Genomic DNA, 13,079 nt, shown 5'->3' on the forward strand with positions numbered 1-13,079 from the left:
GCCCGGAGGCTGTAATAGCCTCCGGACCACCCACCAGTTCCGACCGTAGCGTATTCGCAAAGGTCAACTGACCCGATCAGAGGTTCTCGTAGCGGTTCATGTCCAGCACCCCGTCCTCCACCGGCTCGGTTTCCTTGATGTAGGTGCTGAGGTCATGGAAGTAGCGCCAGAACTGCGGATGACTGCGACGCACGCCCCAGCGCATGACGATGCGCTCGAACTTCGCCGGGTCATCCTTGGCGTATTCCATGTCCTCGACGAACTCAGGCACATCCTTGGCCGGGATGTTGAAGATGAAGTTCGGGTAGCTGCTGAGTACGCCCGGGTACAGGGTCAGGGTGTCCAACCCTGGCTGGTAGCGATACGCCTCGCCGAGCAGGAACGCCACATTGCTGTGCGCGCGGTTGCGCAGCAGGCTGTAGACCTGGCGCTGGCCGCCCTCGCCTTCGATGCGCAGCATGGTCGCCTCGGGCAGCTGGCTGATCACTTTCAGGCCGGCGGCCGGGCGCGACACCAGGCGGCTGAGCGACTGCTCGACGTTGCGGAACTCCTCGTTCATCTGCGGCCGCGAGCAATAGGCGCCGGTGCAACGATTGATCGGGTCCGGCGCGGCGTTCAGGCTGCCGGTGCGTTGCAGCAGTTTCAGGCCGAAGTCGCGTTTGGGGTCGCGCGGGTCGAGCTTGATGCCGCTTGGCGTGTCGGTGTCGATGTCCTCGTAGTCCAGCCACATCTTCACCTTGCCGCTGTTCTGGTACCAGCTGCCGAGGATCTTGCCACGCTGGTCGGCCGGCATCAGGCGCAGGAAGTTGACCTCGGCGCCGTTGCGGATCAGGTCGAAGTACAGGCGCGTCTGCAGCTGGTGCGAGACGTTGCCGTACACATCGAAGTTGACCGCCAGCTGGTAATAGGTGCGTTCGAACAGCGGGTAGTCGAACAACCATACGGTCAACGGCACGTCGCCGATCAGCCCCTTGGTCACCGAGGCGCTGTCGAAGTGGCGGAAAATGCTCAGCAGTGCGTTGTCGTTGCCGGCCCAAAGGGTTGCCCAGCCCGGCGCCGGCATTTCGGCATAGGCCTCGCGGCGCAGCTTTTCGTACTCGTTACGCTTGTCGCGGTAGGCATGCCACAGGTTCAGCACGCTGCCGACGTCATCGATCTGGCCTGGCATGGCGAGCAGCGGCGTGGCTTCGCCGCGATACTTGGCATCAGTGATGTATCGGTCATGGGCCGGCTCCTGGAACAGCGCCCAGAAATTGTCGCGGATCACATCGGTGGCGATCTGCCCGCGGCACACCGGCCCACGAATGAAGGTGCGCACGAAATACTCGGCGTTATCCAGCATGAACTGGTAGCGCGCCACCGCCGGGATCGCCTCGAAGGTTTCGAACGGGTTGGCCCGGTGGCGTGGACCGTAGCCCGGCAGCGCACTGGCATGCCAGTCGCCGGCGTAAAACAGCTGCTTCACGCGCTTGAGCTTTTGCGGCCCCATCGGGTAGGTGATGTGGGTCTTGTGCACGATCACGCCCTGCACCGGGATCAGCCGGTAATAAAAGTCGGTGCCTGGTGGGTCGTTGGGGCGGCGCGTGGCGATGATGTCGACCGGCTTGCCGCTTGGCGTGCGCGAGCGTACCCACTGGAAGAAGTGGCCCTGCTCGCCGCCAACGAAGTAGATGTGCGCGAGGAACAGGTGCTCGTACAGCCAGCGGCCGACCAGCGCCTCGGTGGAACCGGGGCGGTTGAGCAGCTCTTCCCAGTCGGTAATCTGCCTGGCCTCGGCCGCACTTGGCTGGATCGGCTGGTACTCGACCGGGGCGCCAGCGTCCAGCCAACGGCGCATGGTGTCGTATTCCTTGTCGGTCAGGCCGGTCACCGCCAGCGGCATGCCCTCCTTGGGGTGGGCGCCGGCATAGGCGTCGAACTCTTCGGGCAGCGGGCACATGTTGTTGCGGTTGAGCCCCAGGACAATCTCCTCGGGCAGCTTGGCGTTGGGCGTGAGCGGGGTCTTGTGGCCCAGCTCGAGCATGCGCGCCATCAGCGCCGCCTGGCTGCCCTGGTTGTCGAGCACCGAATAGAAGCCCTTCTTGCGCCATGCATCTTCACTGTGGGCGTCGTAGAACAACCGCGTGGGCGGCACGGCCTTGCTCCGTTCGCCCTGATAGACCGGCACCTTGGTGGCACCGCGCACCGCGCCTTCGGGGCTTTCCAGCTTGAGCTGGCAGGCGGCGTCGTTGCAGGCGTGGCAGGCCACGCATTTCTCGGTGAAGATCGGCTGGATGTCCCGGGTGTAGGAAATGGCCGGGCTCGATTGGGGGGCCTGTCCGAACGCCACGCTGCTGATGAGCAGGGCGAAGACGCTGACAAGGATACGATGCACCATGTGCGGAAAGTCCTGGGTATTGAAAGCCATCACGATTTGCCTGGTCGTCCTTGGGTGCTCTGTTTTCATGACAGCCGCCCAACATGAACATAATTCATGCAAATGGGCAGTGCACCTAAAAACCTTGCAGCTTTGTTATGATTCGGCACCTTCTGATATTTGCCCGACCAGGTAGTTCCTATGTCCGACCGCAGCGCTCGTCTCCAAGCACTCCAGCACGCACTCAAAGAGCGCATCCTGATCCTCGACGGCGGCATGGGTACTATGATCCAAAGCTATCGCCTCGAGGAACACGACTATCGTGGCACGCGCTTCGCCGATTGGCCAAGCGACGTGAAAGGCAACAACGACCTGCTGCTGCTCAGCCGCCCGGACGTGATCGCCGCCATCGAGAAAGCCTACCTGGATGCTGGAGCCGATATCCTCGAAACCAACACCTTCAACGCCACGCAGATCTCCCAGGCCGACTACGGCATGGAATCGCTGGTCTACGAGCTGAACGTCGAAGGTGCCCGCGTCGCCCGTCAGGTGGCCGATGCCAAAACCCTGGAAACCCCGGACAAACCGCGCTTCGTCGCCGGCGTGCTCGGCCCGACCAGCCGCACCTGCTCGATCTCCCCGGACGTCAACGACCCCGGCTACCGCAACGTCACCTTCGACGAGCTGGTGGAAAACTACATCGAGGCCACCCGCGGCCTGATCGAAGGCGGCGCCGACCTGATCCTGATCGAGACCATCTTCGACACCCTCAACGCCAAGGCGGCGATCTTCGCGGTGCAGCAGGTGTTCGAGAACGACAACGTCGAACTGCCGATCATGATCTCCGGCACCATCACCGATGCCTCCGGCCGGACCCTGTCGGGCCAGACCACCGAAGCATTCTGGAACTCGGTGCGCCACGCCAAGCCGATTTCCGTGGGCCTGAACTGCGCCCTCGGCGCCAAGGACCTGCGCCCATACCTGGAAGAGCTGGCGACCAAGGCCGACACCCACGTCTCCGCCCACCCTAACGCCGGCCTGCCGAATGCCTTCGGTGAATACGACGAAACCCCGGCCGAGATGGCGGCGGTGGTCGAGGAATTTGCCGCCAGCGGCTTCCTCAACATCATCGGCGGTTGCTGCGGCACCACCCCGGGCCACATCCAGGCCATCGCCGAGGCCGTGGCCAAGTACAAGCCGCGCGAGATCCCGGAAATCGCCAAGGCGTGCCGCCTGTCGGGCCTGGAGCCATTCACCATCGACCGCCAGTCGCTGTTCGTCAACGTCGGCGAGCGCACCAACATTACCGGCTCCGCCAAGTTCGCCCGGCTGATTCGTGAAGAGAACTACACCGAGGCCCTGGAAGTCGCCCTGCAGCAGGTCGAGGCCGGCGCCCAGGTGATCGACATCAACATGGACGAAGGGATGCTCGATTCCCAGGCCGCCATGGTCCGCTTCCTCAACCTGATCGCCGGTGAGCCAGACATCTCCCGCGTGCCGATCATGATCGACTCCTCCAAGTGGGAAGTGATCGAAGCGGGCCTGAAGTGCATCCAGGGCAAGGGCATCGTCAACTCGATCTCCATGAAGGAAGGCGTCGAGCAGTTCAAGCACCACGCCCGCCTCTGCAAGCGCTATGGCGCCGCCGTGGTGGTGATGGCCTTCGACGAGGTCGGCCAGGCCGACACCGCCGCGCGCAAGAAGGAAATCTGCCAGCGCAGCTACGACATCCTGGTCAATGAAGTGGGCTTCCCGCCGGAAGACATCATCTTCGACCCGAACATCTTTGCCGTCGCCACCGGCATCGAAGAGCACAACAATTACGCCGTCGATTTCATCGAGGCCTGTGCCTACATCCGCGATCACCTGCCCCACGCGCTGAGCTCGGGCGGCGTGTCCAACGTATCGTTCTCGTTCCGCGGCAACAATCCGGTGCGCGAGGCGATCCACTCGGTGTTCCTCTACCACGCGATCCAGAACGGCCTGACCATGGGCATCGTCAACGCCGGCCAGCTGGAGATCTACGACGAGATCCCGGCCGCGCTGCGCGAGAAAGTCGAGGACGTGGTGCTCAACCGCACCCCGCACGGTACCGATGCCCTGCTGGCGATTGCCGACGACTACAAGGGCGGCGGCGCAACCAAGGAAGTGGAAAACGAAGAGTGGCGTTCGCTGCCCGTTGAAAAGCGCCTGGAGCACGCGCTGGTCAAGGGCATCACCGCCTTCATCGTCGAAGACACCGAAGAATGCCGCCAGCAGTGTGCACGCCCGATCGAGGTCATCGAAGGCCCACTGATGAACGGCATGAACGTGGTCGGCGACCTGTTCGGCGCCGGCAAGATGTTCCTGCCACAGGTGGTCAAGTCGGCCCGGGTGATGAAGCAGGCCGTGGCTCACCTGATCCCGTTCATCGAAGCCGAGAAAGGCGACAAGCCGGAAGCCAAGGGCAAGATCCTCATGGCCACGGTCAAGGGTGACGTGCACGACATCGGCAAGAACATTGTCGGCGTGGTACTGGGCTGCAACGGCTACGACATCGTCGACCTTGGCGTGATGGTGCCGGCCGAGAAGATCCTGCAGACCGCCCGCGAACAGAAGTGCGACATCATCGGCCTGTCCGGCCTGATCACCCCGTCGCTGGACGAGATGGTCCACGTCGCCCGCGAAATGCAGCGCCAGGATTTCCACCTGCCGCTGATGATCGGTGGTGCCACCACCTCCAAGGCACACACCGCAGTCAAGATCGAGCCCAAGTACAGCAACGACGCCGTGGTCTACGTCACCGACGCCTCGCGTGCGGTGGGCGTGGCTACCCAGCTGCTGTCCAAGGAACTCAAGCCCGGCTTCGTCGAGAAGACCCGCCAGGACTACGTGGAAGTGCGCGAGCGCACCGCCAACCGCAGCGCCCGCACCGAACGCCTGAGCTATGCCCAGGCCATCGCCGCCAAGCCACAGTACGACTGGGCCGGCTACCAGCCAGCAGTGCCCTCCTTCACCGGCGTCAAGGTGCTGGAAGACATCGATCTGCGGACCCTGGCCGAATACATCGACTGGACCCCGTTCTTCATCTCCTGGGACCTGGCCGGCAAGTTCCCGCGCATCCTCACCGACGAGGTGGTCGGCGAAGCCGCCACCGCGCTGTACAAGGATGCCCGCGAGATGCTCGACAAGCTGATCGACGAGCAGCTGATCAGCGCCCGCGCGGTGTTCGGCTTCTGGCCGGCCAACCAGGTCGCCGATGACGACATCGAAGTCTACGGTGAGAACGGCCATGCCCTTGCCACCCTGCACCACCTGCGCCAGCAGACCATCAAGCCCGATGGCAAGCCGAACCTGTCCCTGGCCGACTTCGTCGCGCCGAAGGCCAGCGGCGTCACCGACTACGTCGGCGGCTTCATCACCACCGCCGGCATCGGTGCCGAGGAAGTGGCCAAGGCTTACCAGGACAAGGGCGACGACTACAGCTCGATCATGGTCAAGGCCCTGGCCGACCGCCTGGCAGAAGCCTGTGCCGAGTGGCTGCACGAGCAGGTGCGCAAGAAGCACTGGGGCTATGCCCGCGACGAGCAGCTGGACAACGAGGCGCTGATCAAGGAGCAGTACAGCGGCATCCGTCCTGCCCCGGGCTACCCTGCCTGCCCGGACCACACCGAGAAGGAAACCCTGTTCCATCTGCTAGACGGCACCGCCATCGGCGAAACCGGGCCGAGCGGGGTGTTCCTGACCGAGCACTTCGCGATGTTCCCGGCGGCGGCGGTCAGCGGCTGGTACTTCGCCCACCCGCAGGCGCAGTATTTTGCCGTGGGCAAGGTCGACAAGGACCAGATCGAGCGTTACAGCGCGCGCAAGGGCCAGGACGTCAGCGTGAGCGAACGCTGGTTGGCGCCTAACCTGGGTTACGACAGCTAAGACCGCACTGGCTTCTTCGCGGGCTCGCCCGCTCCCACAGGGACCGCACCGAACTCACGGCTTGCGCAGCACCTGTGGGAGCGGGCGTGCCCGCGAAGGGGCCGGCACAAGCAACCTCTCACCCATTGCCTACACTGTCCCTGATTGCCTCCGATTCCCCAAGGAGCCACCATGGACGATTCCAGCCAGGGCAAACCCCCAACCTTCTGGCAGATGCTGCACAGCATCCTCGCCGCCGCCTTCGGCGTGCAGAGCGGCAAGAACCGCGCCCGCGACTTCACCCACGGCAAGGCCAGCCATTTCATCGTGATGGGCACCTTGTTCACCCTGGTGTTCATCGCGGTGCTGATCGGCCTGGTGCAACTGGCGCTGCACCTCACTGCCCACTGAGCGCTCTACAAAACGAAAACGCCTGCGGGTATCCCTCCCGCAGGCGCTCTGATGGCATCACGGTCTTGAGTTTCAAGTCACTGGTGGCTGACCCAATACACGGCAGTGACCACCACCAGGACGATCAGGCAAAGGATCGCCCAGGCATCGACACTGCTGTCAGCTTTGCGGACCTTGGTAGAGTTTCCCATTGCATTGCCTCTTGTAGTGGTTATGGGAATGCACTTCACCACCAGCAGTTAAGACGAGCAATGCCCTTCTCTCAAGCAAGGTCTTTCAATAGTCGACAGGTGACGTCAGAAACGGGTACTGGTAGCTCGGCGGACGTCCTTCGGCGCTGTAATGCTGGAAATCGACGCCATAGTCGTCCCGTTCCAGCAGCTTCAGCCATCGCCGCGCCTTGGCCTGGTCGATCGACTGCAGCACCGGCAGCACGTGTTCACGTTTGCCGTCACGATTCACCTCCAGGCCTTGGGCATCGTCGTGCAGGAGCACCATGGCCCAGCCACCCAGCGTGGTGTGCCCGCCCATCAGCACACCCAGGCGGCCATCGATACGGGCGCGCAAGGCTTCCGGCGAACTGTTGACGGCGCCGAACACCACATCGCGCCCTGGCTTGCGCCCGGCCTCCTCGAACGCCTGCATGGCGCCAAGGGCCATCTGGTCGTTGGCTGCCCACACCAGCCGGGTCTTCGGGTAGCGCTGCAGCAATTGCTGCGCCTGCTCGTAGGCGCGCTCACGGTTCCAGCCACCGTACACCACCTGGCGCAGACGCACCTGGGGGAAGTCTGCCAATGCCTGGCGCATGCCCTGCTCGCGTAGCTGCGAAGCCGGGGTGGTCTTGACCCCGGCAAAGGCCACCAGGTCGATCGGCTCATTGTCACGCGGCAGCAAGGCGACCATCTCGTGCAGCATGCGAAAGCCCGCCTGCTGGTCGTTGGCAGTCAAGGTACCAAGCACCTGACCGTATCTGTCGGGCTGGGCCTGGATGCTTCTGGCCTGGGTGGCTGTCAGGCCGTTATTGACCAGGAACAGCTTGACCCCGGTGCCCTGTGACAGGCGGATGATCTCCGGTGCGACGTACTGTTCATTGACCAGTACCAGGTAGTCCGGCCGCTGCGGGCCCTTGAGAATGGCCCGCGCCTGGCTCATCGCCAGCGCTGCATCGCGCTCGCTGTACTCCACCCGCAGCGACATGCCAAGTTCATCTGCGGCGGCCTGCATGAAACGCGAGTAGCTGGTCCAGAACGTCTCGTCCGACAGGCCAGGATTGAGAAAGACCACCGAGGCGGCCTGAGCGGAGGCTGCCAGTGGCAGGCCCAGGCACAAGCTTTGGCAAAGTGCCTTGAGCATGCGGATACACCCCTTGAAACAAACCGCCGAGTATAAACCTGTCGTATGCAGGGCTAACAAATGGCAGTCAGTCTCACTTAGTTCTTTTGGTTCTTTTCATATGCAAAAACATCACTTTAGCGCATAAACCCAACCTGCTATCGTTCCCCGGCTCCGAACCGGAGTGCGCGGCCGTGCGCGCGAATAGCTGCATGCAGCCTGAGACAGGACTTTTATGTACGTATACGACGAGTACGATCAGCGGATCATCGAGGACCGCGTCAAGCAGTTCCGGGATCAGACCCGCCGCTACCTGGCCGGTGAGCTGAGCGAAGAAGAATTCCGCCCTCTGCGCCTGCAGAACGGCCTCTATATCCAACGTTTCGCGCCGATGCTGCGTGTCGCCGTGCCGTACGGCCAGCTGAACGCCAACCAGGTTCGCACCCTGGCCAAGATCGCCCGCGACTACGACAAGGGCTATGCCCACATTTCCACCCGCCAGAACGTGCAGTACAACTGGCCGGCGCTGGAAGACATCCCGGATATCCTCGCCGAGCTGGCCACCGTGCAGATGCACGCGATCCAGACCAGCGGCAACTGCCTGCGCAACACCACCACCGACCAGTTCGCCGGTGTTGCCGCAGATGAACTGGTCGACCCGCGCCCCTGGTGCGAAATCGTCCGCCAGTGGACCACCTTCCACCCGGAATTCGCCTACCTGCCGCGCAAGTTCAAGATTGCCATCAACGGCTCGAAGGAAGACCGCGCCGCCATCGAAGTCCACGACATCGGCCTGGAGCCGGTGCGCAACGCCGCTGGCGAGCTGGGCTTCCGTGTGCTGGTCGGTGGTGGTCTGGGGCGTACCCCGGTGGTCGGCTCGTTCATCAACGAGTTCCTGCCATGGCAGGACCTGATCAGCTACCTCGACGCCATCCTGCGCGTGTACAACCGTTACGGTCGCCGTGACAACAAGTACAAGGCGCGGATCAAGATCCTGGTCAAGGCACTGACCCCGGAAGTGTTCGCCGAGAAGGTCGAGGCCGAAATGGCCCACCTGCGCGGTGGCAGCACCACCCTCACGGAAGAAGAAGTCCAGCGCGTCTCGCGCCACTTCGTCGACCCTGAGTACCTGGCCCTCGACAACGTCGACTACAGCACCCAGGACGCCGAATTCCCAGGCTTCGCCCGCTGGCGCTCGCGCAACACCCGCGCCCACAAGCGCCCTGGCTACGTGGCTGTGACCCTGTCGCTCAAGCCGACCGGCGTTGCCCCAGGCGACCTGACCGACAAGCAGCTGGACGCCGTGGCGGACCTCGCCGAGCGCTACAGCTTCGGTTTCCTGCGCACCTCCCACGAGCAGAACATCATCCTCGCCGACGTCGAGCAGCGCCAGCTGCACGCGCTGTGGATGGAACTGCGCGAGGTCGGCTTCGCCACGCCGAACATCGGCCTGCTGACCGACATCATCTGCTGCCCGGGCGGTGACTACTGCTCGCTGGCCAACGCCAAGTCGATCCCGATCGCCGAATCCATCCAGCGCCGTTTCGACGACCTGGACTACCTGTTCGACATCGGCGAGATCGACCTGAACATCTCTGGCTGCATGAACGCCTGCGGCCACCACCACGTCGGCCACATCGGCATTCTCGGGGTGGACAAGAAGGGCGAAGAGTTCTACCAGGTATCGCTGGGCGGCAATGCCGCGCGCGACGCAAGCCTGGGCAAGATCCTCGGCCCGTCCTTCGCCCAGGATGACATGGCCGATGTGATCGAGAAGCTGATCGCCGTGTACGTCGAACGACGTACCGAGGAAGAGCGTTTCATCGACACCTACCAGCGTATCGGCATCGACCCCTTCAAGGAACGCGTCTATGCAGCGAATCATTAAGAACAACCAGATCGTCGACGAAACCTGGCACCTGCTGCCCAAGGACTTCTCGTTCGACGAGCTGACCAACTGCGACGACTACATCGTCCCGCTGCAGATGTGGCGCGACCATGCCCACGTGCTCAAAGCCCGCGACGGCGGCCTGGGCGTGTGGCTGGACAGCGACCAGGAAGCAGAAGAAATCGGTGACGACGTGCAGCACTTCCAGGTCATCGCCCTGAACTTCCCGGCCTTCACCGACGGGCGCAGTTACTCGAATGCGCGCCTGCTGCGTGACCGCTACGGCTACAAGGGCGAGCTGCGCGCCATCGGCGACGTGCTGCGCGACCAGCTGTTCTTCATGGCCCGCTGCGGCTTCGACGCATTCGCCATCCGTGCCGACAAGGACCCGGAAGACGCGCTGCAGAGCCTGAAGGACTTCTCGGTGACCTACCAGGGCGCCACCGACGAGCCGCTGCCGCTGTTCCGCCGCCGCTGATCGTCACCTGCAATGCCCCCACGGCCCGCCTTTTGGCGGGCCGTTTCGTTTGTACGCAATACACGCTCAGGTTTCCTGATGGCACGCCGATAGCATGGGTACCCGTAAAATCTGCATGGAGCGCCGAAGATGAACCCGATTGCTGCCGTTCGCACCCTCCCCGCCCAGATCGCGCCTGCAGCGACTGCCCAGCTGAACGCAACCAGCCAGGCCGCAGGCACGTTGACCAGTGCCAGTACGCAGGTGGTCCTCGGCCAGCAATCGATCAGCATGGGCAGCGACATCTACTCTGCCAAAGGCACCCTGGAGAGCACATCCAGCCGCTACGTCTGGGAAACGCCAGGGGTCGACAAGCTCAGCCAGTACATGGCCAGCGCCGTGCAATCGAATTCGACCAGCACGCGCTTCCAGGGCCTGGGGGCGGCGCTGCTGGCGCAACTGGCCGCCAATGGCGGTGAGACCATCAGCCAATCCGGCTTGCTGGTGAACGACGCATCCGCTCCAAATCAGCTGATCCTGGGTCTGCAGCAGTCGCGCCTGCGCGAATTCGCCAGCAACAGCATCACCTTCAACCTCACCACGGCTTCCGGGGCGACCGTGTCCCTGGGCTTGTACAGCAGCGAGCAAGGCCTGGCCGTGGATGCACAGGTGCAGGGCGGCACGCTCAGCGCCAAGGAACTCGATGGCCTGGCCGGGTTGGCCAGCAGCTTCCAGTCGGCCATCAATGGCCTGACCCAGGAGCCGCCGAGCCTCCAGCTGGGTGGACTGGTCAAGCCCGACCCGAGCCTGTTCACCGGCCTGCAACTGGATGCGCAACTGGTAACCAGCAGCGGCGAACAGCAAACCTTCGAACTGCGCCTGAACGACCAGACCCGTAGCCTGAAACTGCAGGGGCCTGGTGGTGAGGTGAAGATGAACTTCGACACCCAGGGCGGCGCGCTGCTTGGCAACCAGGCCATGCGTCAGGCTGCGGTGGCCAACTACCTGACGCAATTTGACGCCGCACAAGCCCGCGGCCACGGCGACGTACAGCTGATGAGCCTGTTCAAGGATGCGTTCAGCCAGCTCAACAGCGTCGATGACAACAACCACCCGGCCAACTCGGCAACGACCTTGGACAAGAACAGCCGCCTGCTGCTCAGCGGCTTGGCCGACTTCAACGCATCGATCAGCCAGACCATGCAGCAGCCCAACCCGGCGAAGCCGGAAGAGGCAGATAGCTTCAACTACCAGGTTTCGCAGTCGACCAAGATCAAGAATGGCGCCAACACGAGCGTAGAGCAGCAACAAGAGGCCAACCTCAAGGCCGCCTGGCACGAAGGGCTCAACCCATTGGTGGCCCTGCAACTGACCCGTGACAACGAATCGCAGAACTACCGCTACCACGAAGTCAACGACCAGTCCAACAGCACTACCCGCCTGGGCTTGCGCAATGGCGTGCTGACCGACGCCAGTGTGTCGCAGCAGGCGACCCAGAAAGAGCGGGTTCGCACCTACCAGAAAGGCATCGAGCTTTCGGACGTAGTCAACAATGCTTCCAGCAGCAAGAACCGTGACCTGCTTGGCTCCCTCGACACATTGCTACGCCAGGACCGTGAAGCACAGCGCATCGGTGCACAGTCCAGGCTGGAGCAACAGGTGCTGGGCCTGAGCCAGCTGTGGTTGCTGCAGTCCAACCCGACGCTGATCAAGGATTGATGGCATCGCCTTGCCGGACTTGCACGAGCCAACGGTCCATTCGTGACTTCCCGTCAAATGACCTTGGCCGTGTCCTGCCTTAATCAAACACGCTGAAACCCGCACACTGCTCCCATTCGAAGATCGACCGCAACTGAGCGACTACGCTCAGTCCGGTCCACCTTTCACTCACCAGGAGCAGATTCATGAGCATTCCATCCTTTGGCCTCGGCACTTTCCGCCTGACCGGCCAAACCGTCATCGATTCGGTCAAGTCGGCCCTGGAGCTGGGTTACCGGGTCATCGACACCGCACAGATCTACAAGAACGAAGCCGAGGTTGGCCTGGCCATCGCCGAAAGCGGTGTACCGCGCAGCGAAGTGTTCATCACCACCAAGATCTGGGTGGACAACTACGCCACGGACAAGCTCATCCCCAGCCTGCGCGAGAGCCTGCAGAAACTGCGCACCGACCATGTCGACCTGCTGCTGATCCATTGGCCGGCCCCGGGCAACGGCGTCGAACTGGCCGAATACATGACAGCCCTGGCTGAGGCCAAGAAGCTGGGCCTGACCCGCCAGATTGGCGTGTCCAACTTCAACATCGAGCTGACCAAGCAAGCCATCGCCGTGGTTGGCAAAGGCGAAATCGCCACCAACCAGATCGAACTCAGCCCGTACCTGCAGAACAGCAAGCTGACGGCGTTCCTCAAGGAGCAGGGCATCACCGTCACCTCCTACATGACCCTGGCCTACGGCAAGGTCCTGAAAGACCCGGTACTGGCCGAGATCGCCCACAAGCACAAGGCCACGGTCGCCCAGGTTGCCCTGGCCTGGGCCCTGCAACTGGGTTACGCAGTGATCCCGTCTTCGACCAAGCGCGAGAACCTTGCCAGCAACCTGCTTGCCCAGAGCCTGCGCCTGGATGCCGACGACATGGCGCGCATTGCCACACTCGAACGCAATGGCCGCGAAGTCAGCCCTGCAAACCTGGCACCGGCCTGGGACTGAGGCTTTGGCAGCGGGGGCTGCCTTGCAGTCCCCATGCTC

General features: G+C 63.0%; 8 protein-coding genes. 6 read left to right on the forward strand and 2 right to left on the reverse strand.

Going from position 1 to position 13,079, the window contains the following annotated elements; translation table 11 throughout:
* Nucleotides 1-76 precede the first annotated feature (76 nt).
* Nucleotides 77-2,377 carry a fatty acid cis/trans isomerase gene (locus ACLEJU_RS04370; RefSeq protein ID WP_435422056.1) on the reverse strand — a complete coding sequence of 767 codons (2,301 nt, stop codon included), beginning with the start codon at nt 2,375-2,377 and terminating at the stop codon, nt 77-79.
* Nucleotides 2,378-2,557: 180 nt separating this feature from the next.
* On the opposite strand from ACLEJU_RS04370, the gene metH reads away from it, so the two are divergent.
* Together metH and ACLEJU_RS04380 are read left to right on the forward strand one after the other, a co-directional pair.
* Nucleotides 2,558-6,265, forward strand: coding sequence for a methionine synthase (gene metH / locus ACLEJU_RS04375; protein WP_435421943.1), 3,708 nt, complete (start codon nt 2,558-2,560; stop codon nt 6,263-6,265).
* A gap of 171 nt (nt 6,266-6,436) precedes the next feature.
* On the forward strand, nt 6,437-6,655 hold the full coding sequence (locus ACLEJU_RS04380; protein WP_103448030.1) for a DUF2970 domain-containing protein: 219 nt from the start codon (nt 6,437-6,439) through the stop codon (nt 6,653-6,655).
* A gap of 276 nt (nt 6,656-6,931) precedes the next feature.
* Here ACLEJU_RS04380 and ACLEJU_RS04385 read toward each other — a convergent pair whose 3' ends face one another.
* A complete protein-coding gene (locus ACLEJU_RS04385; protein ID WP_435421944.1) occupies nt 6,932-8,008 on the reverse strand; it encodes an ABC transporter substrate-binding protein in 1,077 nt (358 codons plus the stop codon).
* Nucleotides 8,009-8,222: 214 nt separating this feature from the next.
* Here ACLEJU_RS04385 and ACLEJU_RS04390 point away from each other — a divergent pair, with 214 nt between their 5' ends.
* From ACLEJU_RS04390 to dkgB, 4 genes are all read left to right on the forward strand, one after another.
* Entirely contained in the window at nt 8,223-9,875 is a 1,653-nt protein-coding gene (locus tag ACLEJU_RS04390; RefSeq protein ID WP_435421945.1) for a nitrite/sulfite reductase, read from the forward strand.
* A complete protein-coding gene (locus ACLEJU_RS04395) occupies nt 9,859-10,353 on the forward strand; it encodes a DUF934 domain-containing protein (protein ID WP_435421946.1) in 495 nt (164 codons plus the stop codon). The genes ACLEJU_RS04390 and ACLEJU_RS04395 overlap by 17 nt, the downstream gene beginning before the upstream one ends.
* A 129-nt stretch (nt 10,354-10,482) precedes the next feature.
* Nucleotides 10,483-12,051, forward strand: a complete 1,569-nt coding sequence (locus ACLEJU_RS04400) for a hypothetical protein (RefSeq protein ID WP_435421947.1) — start codon at nt 10,483-10,485, stop codon at nt 12,049-12,051.
* Between the two features lie 185 nt (nt 12,052-12,236).
* Nucleotides 12,237-13,040 (forward strand): 2,5-didehydrogluconate reductase DkgB, encoded by an 804-nt coding sequence (gene dkgB, locus ACLEJU_RS04405; protein ID WP_435421948.1) that lies wholly within the window; start codon nt 12,237-12,239, stop codon nt 13,038-13,040.
* Nucleotides 13,041-13,079 lie beyond the last annotated feature (39 nt).

The sequence above is a fragment of the Pseudomonas sp. SMN11 genome, assembly GCF_052041945.1.
Lineage (GTDB): Bacteria > Pseudomonadota > Gammaproteobacteria > Pseudomonadales > Pseudomonadaceae > Aquipseudomonas.